This is a genomic window from Mesotoga sp. BH458_6_3_2_1, from assembly GCF_003664995.1.
Taxonomy (GTDB): Bacteria; Thermotogota; Thermotogae; order Petrotogales; family Kosmotogaceae; genus Mesotoga.
This window is the reverse complement of record NZ_JFHL01000027.1, coordinates 21,555-42,024: the sequence shown is the minus strand read 5'-3', so window position 1 is coordinate 42,024 and position 20,470 is coordinate 21,555. Positions and strand designations below refer to the sequence as shown.

Annotated in this window: 19 protein-coding genes; 8 read left to right on the top strand and 11 right to left on the bottom strand. The window is 46.4% G+C overall.

What is annotated here, in order from left to right:
• From Y697_RS12495 to Y697_RS12465, 7 genes are all read right to left on the bottom strand, one after another.
• Positions 1 to 966, bottom strand: a complete 966-nt coding sequence (locus Y697_RS12495) for a hypothetical protein (protein ID WP_121552057.1) — start codon at positions 964 to 966, stop codon at positions 1 to 3.
• 23 nt (positions 967 to 989) lie between these two features.
• Positions 990 to 2,090 carry a DUF4097 family beta strand repeat-containing protein gene (locus Y697_RS12490; RefSeq protein ID WP_121552056.1) on the bottom strand — a complete coding sequence of 367 codons (1,101 nt, stop codon included), beginning with the start codon at positions 2,088 to 2,090 and terminating at the stop codon, positions 990 to 992.
• Between the two features lie 6 nt (positions 2,091 to 2,096).
• A complete protein-coding gene (locus tag Y697_RS12485; protein ID WP_121552054.1) occupies positions 2,097 to 2,459 on the bottom strand; it encodes an SHOCT-like domain-containing protein in 363 nt (120 codons plus the stop codon).
• Positions 2,460 to 2,469: 10 nt separating this feature from the next.
• A complete protein-coding gene (locus Y697_RS12480; RefSeq protein ID WP_121552053.1) occupies positions 2,470 to 2,844 on the bottom strand; it encodes a DUF2089 domain-containing protein in 375 nt (124 codons plus the stop codon).
• Positions 2,845 to 3,166: 322 nt separating this feature from the next.
• Positions 3,167 to 3,859, bottom strand: coding sequence for a PAQR family membrane homeostasis protein TrhA (gene trhA, locus Y697_RS12475; RefSeq protein WP_121552051.1), 693 nt, complete (start codon positions 3,857 to 3,859; stop codon positions 3,167 to 3,169).
• A gap of 139 nt (positions 3,860 to 3,998) precedes the next feature.
• The gene (gene pdxA / locus Y697_RS12470; protein WP_121552049.1) at positions 3,999 to 5,033 is read right to left on the bottom strand and encodes a 4-hydroxythreonine-4-phosphate dehydrogenase PdxA; all 1,035 of its coding nucleotides are present in this window, start codon (positions 5,031 to 5,033) and stop codon (positions 3,999 to 4,001) included.
• A 37-nt stretch (positions 5,034 to 5,070) separates the two neighbouring features.
• The gene (locus Y697_RS12465) at positions 5,071 to 5,376 is read right to left on the bottom strand and encodes a cytoplasmic protein (protein ID WP_121552047.1); all 306 of its coding nucleotides are present in this window, start codon (positions 5,374 to 5,376) and stop codon (positions 5,071 to 5,073) included.
• Between the two features lie 525 nt (positions 5,377 to 5,901).
• Between Y697_RS12465 and Y697_RS12460 the strand changes: the two genes are divergently transcribed.
• The 4 genes from Y697_RS12460 to Y697_RS12445 all read left to right on the top strand — a co-directional run bounded on the left by Y697_RS12460 (position 5,902) and on the right by Y697_RS12445 (position 10,121).
• Positions 5,902 to 7,140, top strand: coding sequence for an ABC transporter substrate-binding protein (locus tag Y697_RS12460; RefSeq protein ID WP_121552045.1), 1,239 nt, complete (start codon positions 5,902 to 5,904; stop codon positions 7,138 to 7,140).
• Positions 7,141 to 7,201: 61 nt separating this feature from the next.
• Complete coding sequence (locus tag Y697_RS12455) at positions 7,202 to 8,104, top strand: carbohydrate ABC transporter permease (protein ID WP_121552043.1); 903 nt, start codon at positions 7,202 to 7,204, stop codon at positions 8,102 to 8,104.
• Between the two features lie 3 nt (positions 8,105 to 8,107).
• Positions 8,108 to 8,935 carry a carbohydrate ABC transporter permease gene (locus Y697_RS12450; RefSeq protein ID WP_121552041.1) on the top strand — a complete coding sequence of 276 codons (828 nt, stop codon included), beginning with the start codon at positions 8,108 to 8,110 and terminating at the stop codon, positions 8,933 to 8,935.
• A 10-nt stretch (positions 8,936 to 8,945) separates the two neighbouring features.
• Positions 8,946 to 10,121 (top strand): exo-beta-N-acetylmuramidase NamZ domain-containing protein, encoded by a 1,176-nt coding sequence (locus tag Y697_RS12445; RefSeq protein ID WP_121552040.1) that lies wholly within the window; start codon positions 8,946 to 8,948, stop codon positions 10,119 to 10,121.
• Here the strand turns inward: Y697_RS12445 and Y697_RS12440 are convergent.
• From Y697_RS12440 to nagZ, 4 genes are read right to left on the bottom strand one after another with little or no spacing between them, the layout of a single operon-like run.
• Entirely contained in the window at positions 10,108 to 10,974 is an 867-nt protein-coding gene (locus Y697_RS12440) for a BadF/BadG/BcrA/BcrD ATPase family protein (RefSeq protein ID WP_121552038.1), read from the bottom strand. The two genes, Y697_RS12445 and Y697_RS12440, sit on opposite strands and share 14 nt — an antisense overlap.
• The gene (locus Y697_RS12435) at positions 10,971 to 11,696 is read right to left on the bottom strand and encodes a GntR family transcriptional regulator (RefSeq protein ID WP_121552036.1); all 726 of its coding nucleotides are present in this window, start codon (positions 11,694 to 11,696) and stop codon (positions 10,971 to 10,973) included. Before Y697_RS12435 ends, Y697_RS12440 begins: the two co-directional genes overlap by 4 nt.
• A complete protein-coding gene (murQ, locus tag Y697_RS12430; protein ID WP_121552034.1) occupies positions 11,693 to 12,601 on the bottom strand; it encodes an N-acetylmuramic acid 6-phosphate etherase in 909 nt (302 codons plus the stop codon). Before murQ ends, Y697_RS12435 begins: the two co-directional genes overlap by 4 nt.
• Position 12,602: 1 nt before the next feature.
• Positions 12,603 to 14,141 carry a beta-N-acetylhexosaminidase gene (gene nagZ / locus Y697_RS12425; RefSeq protein ID WP_121552032.1) on the bottom strand — a complete coding sequence of 513 codons (1,539 nt, stop codon included), beginning with the start codon at positions 14,139 to 14,141 and terminating at the stop codon, positions 12,603 to 12,605.
• Between the two features lie 1,386 nt (positions 14,142 to 15,527).
• On the opposite strand from nagZ, the gene Y697_RS12420 reads away from it, so the two are divergent.
• The 4 genes from Y697_RS12420 to Y697_RS12405 are packed head-to-tail and all read left to right on the top strand — an operon-like array spanning position 15,528 to position 20,470.
• A complete protein-coding gene (locus Y697_RS12420; protein ID WP_121552030.1) occupies positions 15,528 to 16,547 on the top strand; it encodes a serine hydrolase in 1,020 nt (339 codons plus the stop codon).
• Positions 16,548 to 16,603: 56 nt separating this feature from the next.
• Positions 16,604 to 17,659, top strand: coding sequence for an anhydro-N-acetylmuramic acid kinase (locus Y697_RS12415; protein ID WP_259462555.1), 1,056 nt, complete (start codon positions 16,604 to 16,606; stop codon positions 17,657 to 17,659).
• 40 nt (positions 17,660 to 17,699) lie between these two features.
• On the top strand, positions 17,700 to 19,445 hold the full coding sequence (locus Y697_RS12410; RefSeq protein ID WP_121552026.1) for an ABC transporter substrate-binding protein: 1,746 nt from the start codon (positions 17,700 to 17,702) through the stop codon (positions 19,443 to 19,445).
• A 56-nt stretch (positions 19,446 to 19,501) separates the two neighbouring features.
• Positions 19,502 to 20,470, top strand: a complete 969-nt coding sequence (locus tag Y697_RS12405; protein ID WP_121552024.1) for an ABC transporter permease — start codon at positions 19,502 to 19,504, stop codon at positions 20,468 to 20,470.

Below are 20,470 nucleotides of genomic sequence, written 5' to 3'. Positions count from 1 at the left end.
CTATATCCAGTCGATTGAGATCTTAGACATATCTGACTTTACGTTAATCTGGCAGGTGGTTGCAGTTTTGTCGATGTTATTGGAGACATAACCCTTTTCTCTCTCCATGAGATTGTTGAAGTTACTCCAGTTCAACTCCCCTTCGTGAACAATACTGAGTCCAACATTTTTTGGGGCCCTGATGTTCAGGGAAGTAACTTCGCAATCGATATCTATTATCGAGTCACGCCGTTCAGAAGGAATTATTGACAGCCTGGACAATGAGGTCTTGACTGTAGCCCTATCCAGATTGAGATTCGAAAAATCAAGAACTGTATCAGCTCCATCTAGTGTAGCCTCTACCCTAAGAATGGACTCAGCGTTGATCTCAAGGTTCATTCTTGACTTGGAAAGAACACTCGAAACACCCGATTTTGCCTTGCATTTCGCCTTCAAAACAGCTCTAGCCTTATCCATATCATATTTCAGATCTCCATTGAAACTCAGTTTGTCAAAACTTACATTGGCGTCGATGCCGTTTGAAGTGTTGTCCATCAATAGTACCTTTGTTAGGTTTGCCTCGAGTTCTATTTCGAGCTCATCAAACTCCTTTGGTCTCGATATGTTCAGGACCTGCCTAGTAGAACTTTGTGTCTTTCCTAGCTTAAAGCTTTTTCTGAAAAGAGTTACTATGCCCCAACCAACGATATATGATCCTATCATGGCTACCACGAGTTCCCAGAAGCCCCATCCTCTGAAGCCCTTGATAATATTAAAACCAATTAAAAGATCGGTGACAAGAATCGCCCCGAAGATGAGACTGCCCATATACTCCGCCTTGAATCTTCTGAATATCTTAAATCCCTGATAGAGGAATACAATGGCAAAGAAAATCTCTATCGCGAAAGCAAAGCTAGGAATTATGTGAGTAACCGACAGAATGATCAATATCCCCAGAAAAATCGCAAATAGCGCTCCGAATTTCATTTCATTATCACCTTCTTTTCCAATCAGATTGATTTCGGTTCTTCGGGAGCATTCGGTTGTTCGGGTGCATCTGGCTCTTCTGGAGCTTCGGGAGACTCCTCGTTTTTGGCATCTTCGTCTTTGATTACTACATCTACCGAGTCCTTGAGCTTCCGAAGCTCTTCGTCCACTTCAAGCATCTCTTCAATCTCCTGCTCCGAGTATCCGAGAATGCCGAGCATCTCAAAGGCATATTCCTTTGTCAGTTTGCCTTCTTTGAAGAGAAGAAGAATCTTACTCGTCTCCTGATCCTGAAGGTTTTCCTCGACAACGGCCGATCTATGTCCCTTCTTCTCTTCCGAAGAGACTGTTCTAGATTCAACCTTGACTTCCTTCGCCGGAGTCCCCGTGTACTTCGTACTAATGATGAGATCTCCCGAAACACTGTTCATTTTCAAATACTCCTGCGATTCACCGTTTCCCGATCTATAGTGTTTCTTATCTACCTTCACAAGACCAACATCAGATGAGATGTCCCCGCTCACAGAGGAGATTGTAGCATCAAATTTAGGCTCTCCCGAATAGGAGATAATGGCGTCTCCGCTAACTGAAGAGACTATCGTTTCTCTTTCCATCGGAGGAAGCCCCTTTATGCTGAGATCACCCGACACTGATCCGAATTTGCCTCTGCGGTAATTCGATGCAACGAAAGTCAGATCTCCACTTACCGTGCTCAAGCTAAACTCATTCATCGAACAGTTTTCAATCTTCACGTCACCGCTAACGTTGTTTATCTTCAGACTCCTCAGATCGAAATCTGAGATATTGACATCACCGGAAGCGTTGTTTGCATCGAGTTCTTGAATGTTCTTCGGGACAAGAAGCCTTATGCTCTTCAAATCGGCCCCACCGTCAAATAAATTCTTTATGAAAGGAATATTGATGTTAGAACCCTTCTGAAATTTTATCGTAAGCTTCTTTCCTGACCTTTCGGCTTCGGGAACGTAATCATTCGAATCCACTTCAACAAATGCAACCACGTTTCCATCTTCAACAAGGTCGATCTGAAGATCTGCGCTTGCCGAGGTAACCTTCAAGATCTCAATGCCAGCGCTTTCGAATTCAAACTTCTTTTCCACGACCATACCCCCTCATTCCTCTACCTTTATCGTTACTCTCTTGTCCTCGGTTTCAATTTCAACCGACTCTCTGGTCTTGATTACCTCGTCAAGCACTTCCTTTAGATTGTAATCAATCACTCTTCCACCTATTCTAAAATTCGCGTCCTTTTCTTTAACGAAGTTTCCTACAAACCTTGCCAACCTAACGGGCAACTTTATATTCGCTTCCACTTTTCCGGTAAAGTTATCCACAACCTCTATGATAAACTTCCTTCCAGATCTTTCTTCTGAATATGATTCGATAAACTCTTCAAGAAGATCCCTTCCCTGCTCAGGAGAGATCTTGCCGTCGGCTATTAACTTCAAGATCTTCAAGACTTCTTCTCTATCCATATAAAACCACCTACTTCTTTTTTCTAACTCTTCTTAGCATCTCAAGAGCTTCGTCGGGCTGCAGTTCACCAGATTCCAGTTTCTCAAGAATTCTGGAAGCCTCTTCTCTGTCTTTGTCGACAACTTGGTAGCCCATTGCTCTCACAATATCCTCGAGTCTATTTCTGGCTGTAGGATAGGAAATATCCAGCTCCTTCTGAACCTCAGAAAGGTTACCTCGATTCTTAATGAAAGTCTTGAGGTAGTCAAGTTGCTCGGCAGAGAGTTTCATGATATCGTCAAGCTCAAATCTTCCCCTAATAGTTGTTCCACAACTATCACACTTGTATTCTGTGATTGTCATTTTCCCCCCACAGACGGGACAGTTGCTTATTGAGTATTTCATCGGTCCACCTCCAAAACATAAGTTGAACGTAAATAGTTTTCAACTATGTTCATTATACAACTTTTAACTTGAAAAGTCAAACTATACCTTAAATATATTTAAGTACACTTCAATTTATTGCACTCCATTTCAATTAATTCAAGATATGAATTTCGAAGACTCGGCGACGGTACGGCAAAAGCTTTGTATAAAGAGGGGGAAGAACAATGAAGAGAAGATTCTGCGGCCAGTTTATTTGATTTTTGTTAAGAACTGAGAATTCTATCACGCGTTATCCTGTGTGGTTAAGTTTTGACCGAATCAGATCGTTCATTTAGACAAATCAGTAGGGCAGGACATATAGGAACATCATCAAGAGGAAGGTGAGATTTCCGAGCATGACCATGATATGCCAGATCTCATGGTTACCAAACTTGCCTGGGAAGGGATTCGGTTTCTCCCGTATGAAGATCACTGCGCCCACTGTATAGAAGGAGCCACCGAGAAGCAGGAGGAGGATTGCCGAAAACCCCACACGTATGTAGACGCTGTAGACCATGGCAAGCGAAAGCCACCCCATCGATAGATAGCCTGCCATCGACATCCACAGCGGCATGGTGGAGAAGAAAATTGACTTTAGAATGATATTGAAGATGGCGAGTCCCCAGATTATCCCAAAGACCGTCCAGCCAACCCAGCCTCCTACTACGACGAGACAAAAAGGGGTGTAGGTGCCGGCGATGAGCAAGTATATCGCGCTGTGGTCGAGGATCGCGAAGACCTTATAGTACTTTCTGAACCACAGGAAGAAGTGAAGAAGACCGCTCAAGGTCATTGAAACGACGACGGTCGTCCCGTATATCGAAAAACTTACCAGATGAAGCCACTTCTGTTGAATGGCAGAAAAAACAACTAGCAGGACCAGCCCGGCAAGGCCGAGAATGGCGGCCAATATATGGCTTATAGCGTTGAATCCTTCGTTGGAGTTTTCACTAGATACCAGCAGATCGACTCTTCGGCCCTCAATTGTACTCATGAAGAATCCTTTCTGAAGAAATATTTGTAGTTCAATTATAGCCCATAATCTACTTTATCGCAGTTTAGTCTTCTCAAATGACCGCATTCTACAACTCAAATCTCCATATCAAGAAGGGCGATGAGGAACATTTGAAGATCTATGAGTAGCGCGCCGCGGTTTTAACTGCCTCAATCAGGTTTGTGGGATCGGCGATTCCCTTTCCGGCTATGTCAAAGGCCGTTCCGTGATCCACGGAAGTCCTAAGAACAGGCATTCCCAGGGTTACCGAGACAGTCCTCTCGAAATCGAGGGTCTTAGTTGCAATGTGTCCCTGATCATGATACATAGAGATGATGGCGGAGAAGGCACCCTTTCTAGACATGTTGAAGATCGAATCGGCACCTATGGGGCCTACAACATCTATACCCTTCTTTCTTGCAAGCTCTACTGCCGGGATAATCTCTTCGATCTCTTCGCTTCCAAAAAGACCTCCTTCGCCCGCATGGGGATTAAGAGCAGCTACACCAATCGGCTTGAGCCGCTGTATGCCCAGCTGGTTCAGAATCGCTTCGCATCTCAATATGTAATTGTAGACCCTGTCTTTCTTCACCATTCTGCAGGCATCTATGAGCGATAGGTGTCTGGATAGGAAAAAGACTCTCATCTCTCCCGCGATTTCGAACATCGTCAGGGGGTCTATTGTTTCCGTCAGGGCGCCTAGAATCTCGGTGTGACCAGCGTAAGGTATTCCCGCAGCTTTGATAGAAAGCTTGTTTACTGGGGCGGTTGTAATTGCCGATATCCTTCCCTCCTCCGCCAGCTCAACTGCCTTCCTTAGATATTCAAAAGCCGCCCTTCCGCAGTCTCTATTGACTTTTCCATATTCTGGAAGTCTATCCGGAATTCCAATGTTGATCAAAGCGAGAGTGCCCGGGAGGAATTTCATCTGATCGGTTATCTCGGAAACTGCCTCTATCTTTATGCCGAGATGGTTTCTTTCTATTTCTCTTTGAAGAATCCCGAGTTCCGCTATCACAATCGGTCTGCAGATCTTGAAGATCTCCGCATTGGCGATGGCCTTCGACACTATTTCCGGCCCAATCCCCGCAGGATCACCGACGGTGATGACTATTGCCGGTTTTTCTGATGTTCTTTCCGGTAGAACCGGCTGCTCCATAGGTTTCAGAATCAAACACTACCTCCCAGATGTCTATTCGTCCGAAGCCGTTTCACTCTCCGAATACTTCCGTCCTGATTCTGGCCATATACCAGCTGAAAAAATCAACGCAGATCTCGGAGGCCAACTTATTCTTCTCAGAGGCAGCGGCGTAGAGTTTCGTTCCTATCGAAGATACAAAGTCAAACCCGCAACATCTTCCCTCATTATTCAAGTCTTTCGCAATATTCATCATTCTTTCGAAATCATCTGTGACAAGTGCTTCTTTGAGGGACTCGACATCTCTGTGCCTCATCAACAGGAAGTTGTCTATAGTGCCTTCCATACTGGCCTCAGTGGTTACTGTAACTCTTTCCATCTTCCACCTCCAAGAGACAATGCCATAATCGCAAAACTCCGGTAGACGGGATAATAAAATGTCGTGTTTTGCTACTCGTAATACCATTCTATATGATTAGGCTGTTTTCATGAAATCAATCTTCCAACTAAACCTTGCCCTCAAAAATAGAGTCTCAATCTAGCTCGGCGTTCATAGATGATCTTGCGTCATAAATTCTCTGACATTGTCTTTATGAAAGGATTTTTTGTGCAGGAGACTGTATTTCCCAGGAATGATCTCTTCTGTCTTGCATTATGGCCAGTATAGTGCTAGATTACGGCAATGAGCTCTACAGATCTTGTCTGCGCAATGGTTTTCGGAGTTTTATTTTGGATAAGTACATATTGTATAATCATACTAACAATATAGTCCATCGGTTCTTTTTATTCCTCGTTTTATGTGAATGGCAAGAGTGTTCTTTATAGGGTTTTCTTTGATCTGTCATATGTCTTTTATGGTATACCGTAAGTATGTTCTCAACTTCATTTTGTAGGAGGGGAAAGTATGAAGAAATTCTTGTTACTGGCTTTGGTCGCGATCATTGCAGTAAGTGCATTTGCCGGCAAAGTTACCATCTGGAGCTGGCGAACTCAGGACGCTCAGGTTTGGAAAGAAGTCGAAGCGGCCTTGAAGAGCAAAGGTCTCGACATCACGATCGAATACACGGCATTTGCGCCGACGGAATACGATTCAAAGGTCGCCCTTGCTCTCCAGACCGGTGAAGGTCCGGATATCGTTTACTCCAGAAGACTTCCCGGAGGAAGAACTCAAGTTCTTATCGAGAACGGGCTCTATCTTCCGATAGATGAGTTCACGGATATGTCGAACTTCCCGCAGGCCTCACTGAATTCAGTCACCTGGGAAGACAAGGTCTACGGAGTTCCCTTCGCAGTTCAGGTAGTTGGAATATTCTACAACAAAGACTACTACGAAGAATTCGGACTAGAGGAACCTGCAACATGGGATGAATTAGTCGCCAACGCCGAAGTTGTCAAGAACAAGGGAATCACGCCTTTCTTCCTTTATGGAAAGGAAGCTTGGGCACTCACGATGCAGCACGCTTCCTGTGGTGTCAGTGTTCTTGGACCCGACTGGATAAAGGCGCTAACAGACGGCGAAACGAACTTCCTTGATCCAAAGTTCACTGATCTGAACAAAAGGCTCAACGACCTGAAGGTTTATTATCAGGATGGTTTCATGGGAAACACGACCGTCGACCAGGACGCGGCATTTGCCTTCGGCCAGGCAGCGATGGTATTCTACGGCGCCTGGGGTTATCAGACATGGAAAGATCTGAATCCCGATCTGAATGTCGGATACTTCATGGTTCCACCACTTACCGAGGACCAGACACCATATGCCTACACTTATCTCGACGGAGCCATAGCGCTTTCATCTAACGTCAAGAATCTCGAAGATTCCAAAGAGATAATCAAGTTCTGCGCGACACCTGAATTCGGTACGATATTCGCAGGAATCACCTACAATATCCCTGCCGTTGTCGGAGCATCGATTCCACCGGATCCTCTGCTGGAAGAAGTTCTAGATGTCTACAACAACAATGCTTCTCCATGGGTCTACTGGGTAGGATCTGTCTTCACGACACAGAAGCCTTCTCTGTATGACGACGTCCTAAGCCCGGGAATGCAAGCTCTTTACGCAGGTCAGCTTACCCCCGAAGGACTCTCACAGATGGCTCAGGATGCAATATCTCAGTGGTATCCACCTTTGATGAATAAGTAATTGCATTATTCCACCTCTTCCCCGCCGGTAGGCGGGGAGGAGTTTATAGAGGAGAACGAAGATGCAAATAAAACTCAGATACCTTCTCGTCTTCATCTTACCTGCTCTAATCCTGTATTCAGTATTTATAATCTACCCGCTGTTTGACAGCTTGATTCTGAGCTTCTTCAGTTGGTCAGGCGTGGGGGCTAGAACCTTCGTTGGACTTAAGAACTTCCAGACTCTCTTCTCCGGAAGCTTTTCCAAGGAGCTGTTCAACGCCTTCTTCCACAATGTCTACTTCTTTATTCTGCTCACGATTCTAGAACTTGGACTGGGCTTTTTAATCGCTTTGATGCTTGCAAGCAAGATAAAGGGGGCTGGAGCATTCAGGGTAGTCACATATATCCCGAATATGATACCCCTTGTTCTTGTCGGCTTCATGTGGGTTCTCTTCCTAAATCCTCAGGCTGGCCTCGTAAACCAGTTTCTCAGACTAATAGGACTTGGTAAGCTGGCCCAACCATGGCTCGGTAATGCCAGTACGGCCCTCACAACAATCATACTAGTAAATGTCTGGAGAAATCTTGGATTCTATGTACTTGTAATTCTGGCGGCGATACTGGATATTTCGCCCGAACTGATAGAAGCCGCCTATATCGATGGAGCTAACAACTGGAAGATAACCTGGAGAATCATCTTTCCGCTGGCATTCTCCACATTCAGGACGCTAGCAATTCTCCTTTTCATCTGGAGTTTCAATATATTCGACATGGTGTACGCTCTGGAAGGTGTTCAAGCCGGTCCTTACAGATCTACGGACGTTCTCGGGACGCTTTTCTACAGGACGGCCTTCGGGGGGCTTGGAAGTGGGGCCGTTGACATGGGGCTGGGAGCTTCGGTAACAGTCTTTATTTTTGCCATAGTCATGCCCGTATCAATACTGTATGTGTATATTGTTGAGAAAAGGCAGAGGGGTGTTTGAAATATGTTGAAGCTTAGTCTTTTCGGAAAAATCGTTGTCTACTTCCTTCTGGCCGTTTACTGTTTGATCATTCTAGTTCCCTTTTTCATTATGATCATGAACTCGCTCAAATCAATGAGAGAGATCTATATGCAGCCGTTTTCATTCCCGTCGAAAGTCCTGTTTGAAAACTATTCGAAGGCATGGCAGCAGGCTGGAATAGGGACGGGTTACAAGAACAGTCTGATTGTTGCCGGTACTTCCGTCATTGGTATTGTAATCGTCTCATCAATGTTCGCCTTTGCGATTTCTAAATATACTTTCAAGGGAAGAAGGTTCCTATTCATTTATTCGATGCTCGGTCTCGCATTTCCAGCAAGACTCGCGATTATCCCTATATTTATACTCATGAGGAATTTCGATCTGACGAACTCACTACTGGGACTGATAATTATCTACACTTCAATCAACATACCTTTCTCCGTCTTTCTTCTGAAGAACTTCATTGACGGAGTCCCTAACGAACTTTCAGAAGCGGCTAGAATTGACGGCGCCTCTCCGATGCAGATTTACTGGAGAATCATTCTTCCTCTGGTCAAACCAGCCCTCTCCATAGTATCTATCGTGAGCTTCGTCAACGTATGGAACGACTTCTTCTTCCCGCTTATTTTCATCACGGACAGATCGAAGGCGACCATAACTCTTGCCGTTTCAATCTTCTTCGGGGAGTATGTTAACCAGTGGCATCTGTTGTTCTCGGGACTTACGCTTGCCGTCGCTCCAACGATAATACTCTTCCTGTTGTTCTCCAGGCAGTTCATAACGGGCATGACACAGGGAGCAATAAAGTGAGGTGCTGGGTATGAAAGTGAAGCTTGGAATCGACTGTCTATTAGATAGCGACAAACTAAAAAAGAAACGGATCGGGTTGCTGACGAACTCAAGCGGTGTAAACGGGGATCTGAAAATCAACGTTGACCTTATGCTGAACCGGGGGTTCAACATCGTGAAGCTGTTCGGACCCGAGCATGGTATCTCGGGAGCCGCGGCCGATGGAGTTAGCGTCGACAACGCGGTGGACCCAAAATATGGTATACCGATCTATTCACTCTTCGGAGATGTGATACGACCGACGGAGGAAATGCTTTCCGGAATCGATGCCTTCATTTACGATATTCAAGATGTTGGACTCCGATTTTATACGTATCTCTATTCTCTTGTCTATTCAATGGAGGAATGTGCGAAAAGGGGAATAGAGGTAGTTGTCCTCGACAGGCCGGATCCTCTTTCAAGCAAGATCGTGGGTCCTACAATTAAGAAGAGGCTAGACAGCATTGTCGGAGGGTACGGTCTTGCCCTAAGGTATGGAATGACCGTTGGTGAGGTGGCAAAGTACTTCAACAAGGTCTTCGATATCGGTGCAGTTCTCACAGTGGTGCCAATGGAGAATTACGAGAAGTATATGTACTATGATGAAACCGGTCACCTGTGGAGCACACCTTCCCCGAATATACCCTCTCTTGAGCATGCAATACTCTACTCGGGTTTCTGCCTCTTCGAGGGCACGAACCTATCCATGGGGCGCGGAACAGTTCATCCCTTCAAATACATAGGAGCGCCATGGATTGACTCAACATCGCTTTACAAGGAACTGAAAAAGCATGATCATCCAGGTGTTACCTTCAGAGAGAGGAGTTTCATTCCAGGGGCATTCAAGCTGCACGACCAGTCTTGTAATGGTCTTGAGTTCTATGTTACAGATAGAAACGCCATTAAACCCTTGGAACTTGCTTTAGACATAATCGCCACTCTAATAAGATTGTGGCCGGAGGAATTTGACTGGGATGTGCATTATCACGGGACCAGTATCCCCCTGAACAAGATGTGGGACGGCAGGCACCATTTCGACCTGATAATGGGCGATGAGCAGTATAGAGAAAGACTCCTTGAAGGAGCCACGGCCGCCGAACTTTCCAGACTGTGGAAAGATGAGCAAAGAGAGTTCGAGAATCTAGTGAAAGAGTTCAGGATCTATTGAGCTTCTCGAACATCTGCTCGGCCAGTATCTCATCAACATTCCCAGTGAAAAACGAGGTTCTGTGATTGTTTATCATCTCCGAGAATCTTTCATAGTAATAGGCGGAGGCAAAAGAACCGCCAAAGGTGTGTATTGTGTCAACCTCTCCGGTTCTTTCAAGAACTCTGAGGGTTCTCTTGGCAAGTATTCCGATCCCTTTATCCGCTACAATCTTAACCAATTCGGACGGATCTTCCAGTGCAACTTTACTAAAAGAAGCAATCTTTGTCTTCATGTCGGGCAGAAGCGTGAGATTGACGAGTTCTTCTATGTTATCCGTTTCAAAGAAATCGACAAGTTGATCGAAAACGGGATCGTGAGGAATCAGTTCATCCCTGTACTTTAGAGAAGCGGTGATCAACTCTTTCGAGATCCAGTAGGCGCTTCCCTCATCATCAAAAATGTGTCCCCAGCCACCGGACTTCACCGCTACACCTGCACAGTCATGACCATAGACCGTTGAACCAGTACCTGAGACAACAACAACACCTCTTTCTTCGCCGACCGCAGCTCTATAAAGACCTTCAATATCCATAATTACCTCAATTTCCGAGTCTCTGAAAACAGATTCCAACGCCTGTCTCAACTTTCCTTCGCGGATTCTATCTCCAGCACCGGAAAAAGCCGCAAGTATGACGTCCGGAACCCAAATATCGTCTCGTACTAGTGAGAAGATCGATATAAGATTACTGGAACTAACTGCAGTAATATTTACTCCCGTGGCATAACTCTTCCTTTTCTTCCCTTCACTTGAAATGGCAGTTACTCTAAGAGTGGTACCGCCGCCGTCCATCGCAAGTATCTTCTTGCTCATTCTACTCTCCTCACAACCTTCAGTCTGTAACGATCACCTCTATATACGGATCTGACTACTTCAACACAAAGGTTATTATTTGTAAATGTCTGTCTTTCACGAGCTATACCGTAACTTCCCTCTTCTACACTAAGATGAAATGCCTCTTCTTTGGAAAGTCTGCATACTTCAATGTTTTCCTGAGCGTGATCAAGGACTAGTGACAATTCATTCTTTAGAATAGCATACAGAGACTCTACACTCATATCTCTGCTGACTATGTTGAGGATCCTGATATCTACCAGAGGATTCAAATAAGCCATCTCAATTCCGTATGGTTCGTCATTCAGATATCTGACTCTATGGAGAAACACCACCATACCATTTGCCGGAACACCAAAGTTCTTAGCAATTTCATCAGGAGGAACAACAAGGCCAACACTCAACACTATTGAGCTGGCTTTAAGCTTTTCTCTAGCTGCCTCCTCAGTGAAACCGGTTAGCGCGCTGATGCTCTCCTCGTGTTTCCGTTCAACAACGAATGTTCCACGACCCTTCGATGACTCAATTACAGCCTCTCTCTTGAGCTCATCAAGTGCCCTTCTTAGAGTAAGCCTACTGACGCTGAATTCATTGCAGAGTTCCTTTTCGGTTGGAATCTTCTTCGAATAGACTCCCTTACTTATTCGACGCTTCAGCTCCTTATAAATCCGGTAGTAAACCGGTGTGCCGGTTTCTCTCAACGCACTCCTCCGAGTTCTTTGAGAGCCGAGCGCACATGACCCCTATTACGCTTCAAAGATTCCTCGCATTCTTTCTTATCAAGTCCAGTTAATGCCATAAGAATGGCGAGTGGAACTTCCCGGCCGGAGGCCTCCAATATCTTCTCTGACTCTTCATAAGAGAGATCGCTAATCTCAGAGACTATTCTAGTTGCTCTATCGACCAACTTTCGATTGAGGATCTTCACCCCTATCATATAGTTCCCAAAGACTCTGCCAACCTTTACCATAGTGATAGTACTTATCATATTAAGAACCAGCTTCTGAGCCGTACCGGCTTTCAATCTCGTGCTACCAGTTACTACTTCAGCACCGGTTCTTATCGCTATTGTCACATCGGCAAACTCTGCGAGATAAGGTTTTCCAACATTACAAATTATGATCGTTTTGGCTCCCTGCTTTCTAGCGTACTTCAGTATTCCTTCAACATAAGGCGTCCGTCCCGATGCCGAGATACCTACTACCGCGTCCTTCTCAGTTATCCCTGCCTTTTTTGCCTCTTCCTCACCTAACTCGATACTGTCCTCGGCTTGCTCGACGGCGTTTGCGAGAGCTTCCTGGCCCCCGGCTATCATAGTTACGAACAGGTCTTTCGAAACGCCGAAAGTGGGAACGACTTCTGCCGCATCCAGCACTCCTAGTCGACCACTAGTGCCCGCACCGGCATATACTATTCTTCCACCTGATTCAATGGAGTTCACACAGTGCTCAACAGCATTAGCCACTTCTTCAAGGACTTCTCTCACTGATAAAGGAACTGTTGCATCCTCTTCATTCATTATTCTAAGCATCTCGTAAGTTGATAGTTCATCTAAATTCTTTGTCCTGGGATTGGCTCCCTCTGTTTCCAGCTTATCAAACTTCATCTCAGACCTCCTGCGGTATGCTAACCGGCAGTTTTCCTTCGGCAGCTATCCTTCCCTTAATGGCTTTAAGGATACTCCTCTGCGAGACTCCTTCGTAACCATAACTTAGAACGCAGTTGTTCACACCTTTTATGAAAGCATCATATGGATTTCTCAAAGCTATCACCAATGTTCTTCCTGTTCTCTGCGAAAGCCTCATGAGGAATTCTCTTTGCCCATCATGGAGGTGAGCATTCTCCGTGAAGACTACTCTTATACCCTTTCTCGGGGCACTTGAAACCAACTCATTTGCTTCTTCAACTGTCATTCCAGCTGCATAATCTATCACCGGGCAATCGACCATCTGAGCAATCTCCTTTGCAACTTTGGGAATACCTCTTTGAGGACCGTCCTCTACCTGAACTAATCTAGAGAGTCTCACAGAGTAAATAGCACTTACACTGCTGAGAGACAGAGGGAGGAGAGACTTATCATCGAGAATAGCTGTTATTGATCTGTCTGAGATCTCCTGCATCGCCCTCTGATTTTCAGAGGAAGAGATCTCATCAAGCGAGTTTTTCTCAAATGTTACCGCCTTCATCCTGAAACTCTCCACCCTCTTAAGCGACTCCTGCAATCGGGCTTCTAGCTCGGAGGATCTTTCGATCTTCCTCGTCAAATACCTCTTAACTCTCCTCTGAATTTCCGGTTCATGGCAGTAAGTAAGGTAGTCCATTCCGTTCTTGAGGCCCTCGATGGCGGCCTCCTCAGGTGAGAAATAATTGCTCACTCCACCCATACCAAGATCATCTGCAACAAGAACCCCCTGATAATTCAGCACGTTCCTTGCAAGATCCGTCAGTATCTCTCTCGACATCGATGCCGGAACCCGGGAGGCCTGAAGCTGAGGAAAGTATATGTGAGAAGGCATAATTGAATCTGCCGAAATCTCCCTAAATGGCCTGAGCTCGAAAGAGTCCAGCGTGGAAAACGATACATCAAGAGTAGGAAGATCTAGATGAGCATCAACATCTGCCCTCCCCTTACCAGGAAAATGTTTCAGACAGCTCATTACTCCTCCGATTCTCATTGACTCGACAAAGGCTTTGGCATATGCTATTACCTGATCAGGAGAATCGCCAAAACTTCTAACGCCGATACCCGGGTTTCTCGGATTACAATTGATATCAACAACCGGAGCAAGGTTCCAATTGATTCCGACTGCATTCATCTCTCTAGCCATAATTCTCCCGGCAATTGATGAATTTTCAACATCTCCAGTGGCCGCTATCGCCATCGCACCCGGAGAAACGGAGAAGCCCTCCCTAAGTCTGCTGACTATTCCACCTTCCTGATCTGTAGCTATTGCGGGCTTGAATCCCAGAACTCTTTCAATTTCATTGACTAGGTTTCTTATCTGTGCTGAATCAACGATGTTTTTCGAGAAGAGAATAACAGCACCTGGCTTTACTTCTCGAAGAGTCTTTTCGGTCTCGCTATCGATCTCAGGACCTGGAATTCCAATCAGAAAGAGCCGTCCTACGGCCTCATCTAGATTCATCTATATCTGCTCCTCAATTATGAATACACTACCATTCTAAATTCTGGAGACTTGTATTGTCAATTATCTATTTGTATAGTATGAATATACATAAACTCCAATATCGTTGCTCATTGATCTTATTCAACTATAGTTCCCTATAAGTATGCCAGGAAAAACTTGTTTACAGAGCGAAAATGGTTTAGCATTACTGTTGAAAGAACGTGGTCGGGGGTAGCAGGTTGGTGGCATCAAGATCAAAAGTGATGCTGGCGCTTGCGCACCAGGAGGCAAAAACCAAAGAAAAAGAGCGAGCAAACTAAAGTAATCTGATTAGAACGAACTTATTTTGTCATCCTGAAATGCTCCTGTTCAGGATCTGGGCTTCGAAAGAAACCGAGGTTAGAGGTCAGTGGTCAGAGGTTGGAAGAGCAAAAGATCGGCTGCAAGTTCCAAGTTGTGAGTTGTAAAATAGGCCGGGGTCGGAGGTTGGTGGTTGGAGGTTCGTAAGAGCAAAAGAAACTGGTTGGTCGTTGAATGGTTCTCCGTTCGCCGATGAGAAACGTGAAGCAATAGCATTAAGATTCCGACCAGGAACTTTGTCGGAATGACTGAATTGGGCGTTTTCGGAATAACCGTTCTTGGTCAAACCATTATTTAGGGAGTAGAGAAGGGAAAAGCAAAGAGGGCAGGTAAGGTTCTGGGATCTTGAAAAGCCTTGAAGAGCTCTTCAATTTCCCTCAAGAGCTCATCATTACCCATGAGTCAGGGAGTTAAATTCCATTAATATGTTGGTTCTCGTGCGAATGCTGTGTTTGGCTCTTGATGATCCTGATCTTAAGTCCTCCCTTGAGGGAGGAGGGCCACGTAGTGGCGGAGGGTGTTGGTCTTTGTATGCGAGAAAAGTTGATGCTCTCAAATAGTCATTTTAGAGCGGTTGTTCGATGTTCATTCCTGGTTGCTGGTAGGAGCATACATATGGATCACAGACCAAATAACGTTAAGAGTGAATTTGTCGTTCAGTTGCGAACAGGCCAATCTATTCTAAACGTTATTCAAAGAGCACACACCCCACCGCAAGCGGTCCCCCCCGCTCAAGCGGGGATTTAAGATCAAGAACGGACCTCATTTTCAGTCATGACGGAATTCTTTGCCAAGAACGAAGAACCACTGGTATCTTTCTCACTCACTATCTCGGAGAACGGGGAACGGATGACGGAGAACCGCTCTTAATGTACTTGCAAGGACGGGTTCATGGTTTGGGACGAAGGACCAAGGACGGCTCTTTGCAGCGCTCAGCGGGTTTTTGCTCTTAAGCGTACAGCGGTTCTTATGCTAGCAACTTGTAACTGATAACTTGCAACTGCTGACCCTTGGCGGACAACGTAATACATAAGGAGGTTCACTTTGATCTGGAATAAAGTTGATGAAATAGTTTCGTGCGGTATTGAAAAGGCAGTTTACCCGGGAGCAGTCGTTTTGATCGGGAAGGATACCGAGGTTCTTTACAAGAAGGCCTACGGATTCATCGCGGTAGATGACAACATTCCAACGACACTTGAAACGGTGTACGACATCGCGAGCATGAGCAAGGTGGTTGCAACCACAAGCGCAATAATGATTCTCGTTTCGCGTGGAAAGATTTCTCTCTGGGATACGCTAGGAGATTTCTTCGATGTTCCGGAATCGAAGAAGGGAATATCCGTCTTTCATCTGCTCACGCACACTTCAGGTATGCAGCCATATTCTGAGGCATGGCGAGAGCTTAAGGGACGTGAATTGCTGAAATCCATCATAGATCTAGAACCCGAGACCGAGCCTATGGAAAAGATAAATTACTCATGTCTTAATTTCATAACTCTCATGGCCGTTGTCGAGAAAGTCACCTCTATCAAATTCGACGAGTTCTGTTCTAAGGAGATTTTTGAACCGCTCGGGATGAATTCGACTACATACCTGCCGAAGGACCTTGATCACGTGGCACCGACAAGTGAAAGAGACGGAAAGGTTCTAAGAGGCCTGCCGGATGACGAACTCGCTTATTATCTCGGTGGAGTGAGCGGAAATGCCGGCGTTTTTTCATCGGCGGAAGATCTTTTAAAGTTCGTCTCCAGTCTAATGTATGCGAGACTGGTTCCTTCCAGGGTCTTTGAAACGTTCATATCTGAAACAGTGTCGATAGGGGAAAGCAAACGACATCTAGGCTGGATGGCACCTGCAAGGGGCTCCAGTGCCGGCGACATGCTTGGAGAAGAGGCCTTTGGACACACCGGCTTTACCGGAACATCGATCTGGGTCGATCCACTTACGGGACTATTCGTTATTATGCTGTCCAACCGAACCAATATCAGCAGGCGGGATACGATACCGCAGATTCAGCAGATCAGAAGACGCCTGCACAATCTCGTCTTCGGGAGCCTCGGATGATCTGGAATGAAATAAGAAATCTTCTCTCCAGCCAATCCAGAAATATTCTCGGAGTCATGTCGGGAACGTCGGCCGATGGTTTGGAGCTCGCAGTTGTTAGTTGTCTCGGAAGTGGAAAGTCAATGAAGGTGAATCTTCTCGAGCACTCTTCTGTTCAGTTCGAGTCGAGTTTCCATGATGAAATAGTGAAAACCTTCGACCCTTCGCTTTCTGGTGTGGACAGAGTCAATTCAATGAACTTCCTCATCGGGAAAAAACACGCAACCGCAATCAGATCCTTTCTCGATAGGACAGAAGTCAAGGTTGACGCAATCGCATACCACGGACAAACGGTTTACCACGATCCAGCGGTTCATGCCACTCTTCAGATTGGCGAAGCAGATATCGTATCCTCTGAGACTGGCCTTCCGGTGGTCTTTGATTTCAGGAAGAAGGACATGGTTTTCGGGGGGGAGGGTGCGCCTATCATCCCTTATTTCGACTGGATCTATTTTGAAAGCGGCATCTACGCAGTAAATCTAGGCGGTATAGCGAACGTCACGTATGTGGCCGAGAAACTCGAGGATGTTAAGGCCTTCGACACAGGTCCCGCCAACTGCCTGATAGATCTAGTTGCAAAAAGGTATTTCAACATGGAGTTTGACGAAGGGGGCAAGATCGCCGCACGGGGAACTGTCGACGGCGCGGTACTCGACGTTCTCGTGGAGAGAGACCGAAAATACTTCGAGAGGCGGCCCCCGAAATCGACGGGAAGAGAGGTTTACAACGATGTCTTTCTGGAGGGGATCTCAGTCTCCTCTCCGGACAACCTTGTTAGAACCCTCGTTAGGTTCAGCGTATTCCAGTTAGTTCAAAGCATCAATTCATATTTACCTTTGGGGAAAAGAATAGTGGTTACGGGAGGAGGAGCCCTTAACCCCGTTATGATCGAGGACCTTAAACTGCTGAGCGGCCTTGATGTAGAGGTGCCTGAAAGAACCTTCTTACAGGCAAAGGAAGCGATGGGCATGGCAGTTCTCGCTCAGGAATTCTTTAACGGGGTAGAGGCAAACGTTCCGTCTGTAACGGGAGCGAGAAAGAGAGTTGTCCTAGGAAAACTGGCTTTACCTTGATCTCCCCGACGGGAGAGAAAACATAAAGGAGGTTTTTACCGTGAGGCGAATCTTTCTGTTAGTTCTCGCAGTTCTTTTCACCGCCATGTTAATGGCAGCTCCATTCGTGGAAGACAGCTTACTGACACCCGATCCAAACCCCAGCACGGGAGGAACGTTGTACCTGGCACTTACCGGTTCCCCCCAATCATTCAATTTCTACGGTACTCTCGATAGCAACGCTTACTCCGTTGCAGGACAGATGCTCACAGGACTCGTTGAGGCTCATCCGGTTACGTCGGCAATCAGGCCCGCCCTTGCAGAGTCGTGGGAAGTATCGGAAGACAACAAAGAGGTCACCTTCCACCTGAGAGACGTGAAATGGTCCGACGGCGTCCCTCTGACCGCCGATGACGTAATCTTCACATTTGAGCACTTCGTTATGAATCCCGTAGCCAGAGGAAACTCCGTAGCCAGATTCACAATCGAAGCAAAACCAATTGAGTGGGTCAAGGTCGATGACAGCACTGTCAAGGCAATTTTGCCCGCGCCGTACGCTGCCTTCTTCACAGTTCTGTCGCACGCCTACATCTACCCGTCTCATGCCCTTGAAAGCAAGATCGACAAGGAGAGGCCCGATTCAGTCAACGATGTATGGCTCACAAACACTCCTCTGAACGAGATTCCAGCAAACGGACCCTTCATGCTCTCGGAGTACATAATAGACCAGAAGGTCGTCATGACGAAGAATCCAAACTACTGGAAGGTCGACGAATATGGCAACAAGCTTCCCTATGTGGACAAGATCGAGTACCTCGTTGTAAGCGATGCACAGGTGAGGCTTGCCAAGTTCATGGCAGGAGAGCTCGACTACATGGCCGTGAGTGGAAACGACTTCCCAATCCTCAAGGAGAGGGAACTTGCCGGCGGTCCATTCAGAGTCTTCCTTGCAGAGCCTACTCAGCCTACTCCAAGTCCGATTCACATTGCCTTCAATTTCGATGTCGAGGATCCGAAACTCAGAGAGGTTTTCAGGACCACCGAGTTCCGCCAGGCTATGGAATATGCCGTCGACAGAGAGAGGATCATCGATGAGGTCTACAATGGACTGGCCGTTTTTGGAGGAGTTCCAGTGCTACCTTCGAACAAGGCCTTCTACAATCCAAAGATCGAAGAGATTCGCAGACCCTTCAACCTGGCAGAGGCCGCAAGAATTCTAGACGAGCTTGGATTCAAAGACGTTGACGGTGACGGCCTCAGAGAGTATCCCGACGGGACGAAGTTCGAATTCGTCCTGACCCTGCAGAGCTCTCCGCAGGAGTACCAGGATATCGGATACATATACTCTCAAGACTTGCAGAGTATCGGAATAAAGGTTAATCTACAGATACTCGATAGCTCTCTAACTGGCCAGATGTTTGGCGCCGGCAGCTTCGAAGTTGGAATAAGGGCTTTCGGGAACCAGCCAGATCCCCAGTTGAGAAAGGCGATCTGGCAGCCGGGAACTCAGCTCTACTACTGGCACAGAACAACGAGAGATCCCGACACCAATCTTCCTATCATGGAAAACATGCTTGACTGGGAGAAGAGAGTGTACGAACTCTTTGAAAAGGGCCAGGTCGCTATGGACCCGGTCGAAAGAAAATCGTATTACGACGAATGGCAGGAGATCTACGCAGAGTATCTTCCTGTGATTTTCGTGTGCAAAGGAATGAATCTTTACGCCGCGAACAAGTCGCTAGGAAACGTCGAACAGAACGAAGAGGGGCTTCTCTCTTACTCTTCCTGGACTGTATTTAAGAAATAAGCACTTCATCCGCGGGAGGAGATTCTCCTCCCGCTTTACTTCTCCGGAGGAAGATTATGTGGTCTTTTATCGCTAGAAGATTGCTTATCATGATTCCAATGATGTTTTTCATATCCGTGATCTGTTTCGTAATCACAGAGCTCCAGCCCGGTGATTTCATAAGCCAGTATCTAGACAACCCGAGGATATCACCGGCGCAGATCGAGCTACTCAGAAAGAACCTCGGGCTCGATGAACCGGCCTACGTAAGATACTGGAACTGGATCAAGGGGATAGTAACCAGAGGAGACTTCGGCTACTCCTTTGCCTTTCAAAGGCCTGTGGGAGAGCTTATATGGGAACGGATGGGCTGGACGGTCTTCGTTGCGCTGGGTGCCATCGTTTTTCAGTGGATCCTTGCCGTTCCAATGGGAATCTACTCGGCGCTGCATCCATATTCATTCGGTGACTATTCGCTGACAGTTATCGGCTTCATAGGTCTTTCTATACCGGACTTCTTTCTGGCGCTGATTCTAATGTATCTCATGCTGCAGATGGGAGCAACCTCGGTCGGCGGCCTCTTTTCGCCCCAGTTTGTTGGGGCTCCCTTCAGTCTGGAGAAGCTCGTGGATCTACTGAAACACCTGTGGATTCCTCTAATCGTGGTAGGCATGAGCGGTCTTGCAGGACTCATGCGTGTCATGCGCGGGAACATGCTGGATGTCATCTCTTCTCCCTTTGTAACATCGCTCAGAGCCCACGGCCTCGATGAGAAGACCGTCAAAAGACACGCAATAAAGAACGCCCTCAATCCGATGGTCAGCATAGCCGGAACGGAGCTTCCAAACGTATTCAGCGGCACGATAATAGCCGCTATCGTCCTGAATCTGCCGACGATGGGTCCGTTCTTCTATAACGCTCTTCTCAACCACGACCAGTATCTCGTTATGACCTTCCTTATGTTCATCGCCATCATAACCCAGATCGGGAATCTATTTGCCGACATAGCGCTTGCCGTTCTCGACCCAAGGATAAGGATGAGCTGA

What these genes read in the sequence shown, in the direction of transcription:
- Y697_RS12495 (WP_121552057.1), bottom strand. Translation starts at nt 966, where the DNA reads ATGAAATTCGGAGCGCTATTTGCGATTTTTCTGGGGATATTGATCATT.
- Y697_RS12490 (WP_121552056.1), bottom strand. Translation starts at nt 2,090, where the DNA reads ATGGTCGTGGAAAAGAAGTTTGAATTCGAAAGCGCTGGCATTGAGATC.
- Y697_RS12485 (WP_121552054.1), bottom strand. Translation starts at nt 2,459, where the DNA reads ATGGATAGAGAAGAAGTCTTGAAGATCTTGAAGTTAATAGCCGACGGC.
- Y697_RS12480 (WP_121552053.1), bottom strand. Translation starts at nt 2,844, where the DNA reads ATGAAATACTCAATAAGCAACTGTCCCGTCTGTGGGGGGAAAATGACA.
- trhA (WP_121552051.1), bottom strand. Translation starts at nt 3,859, where the DNA reads ATGAGTACAATTGAGGGCCGAAGAGTCGATCTGCTGGTATCTAGTGAA.
- Y697_RS12465 (WP_121552047.1), bottom strand. Translation starts at nt 5,376, where the DNA reads ATGGAAAGAGTTACAGTAACCACTGAGGCCAGTATGGAAGGCACTATA.
- Y697_RS12460 (WP_121552045.1), top strand. Translation starts at nt 5,902, where the DNA reads ATGAAGAAATTCTTGTTACTGGCTTTGGTCGCGATCATTGCAGTAAGT.
- Y697_RS12455 (WP_121552043.1), top strand. Translation starts at nt 7,202, where the DNA reads ATGCAAATAAAACTCAGATACCTTCTCGTCTTCATCTTACCTGCTCTA.
- Y697_RS12450 (WP_121552041.1), top strand. Translation starts at nt 8,108, where the DNA reads ATGTTGAAGCTTAGTCTTTTCGGAAAAATCGTTGTCTACTTCCTTCTG.
- Y697_RS12445 (WP_121552040.1), top strand. Translation starts at nt 8,946, where the DNA reads ATGAAAGTGAAGCTTGGAATCGACTGTCTATTAGATAGCGACAAACTA.
- Y697_RS12440 (WP_121552038.1), bottom strand. Translation starts at nt 10,974, where the DNA reads ATGAGCAAGAAGATACTTGCGATGGACGGCGGCGGTACCACTCTTAGA.
- murQ (WP_121552034.1), bottom strand. Translation starts at nt 12,601, where the DNA reads ATGAAGTTTGATAAGCTGGAAACAGAGGGAGCCAATCCCAGGACAAAG.
- nagZ (WP_121552032.1), bottom strand. Translation starts at nt 14,141, where the DNA reads ATGAATCTAGATGAGGCCGTAGGACGGCTCTTTCTGATTGGAATTCCA.
- Y697_RS12415 (WP_259462555.1), top strand. Translation starts at nt 16,604, where the DNA reads ATGTCGGGAACGTCGGCCGATGGTTTGGAGCTCGCAGTTGTTAGTTGT.
- Y697_RS12405 (WP_121552024.1), top strand. Translation starts at nt 19,502, where the DNA reads ATGTGGTCTTTTATCGCTAGAAGATTGCTTATCATGATTCCAATGATG.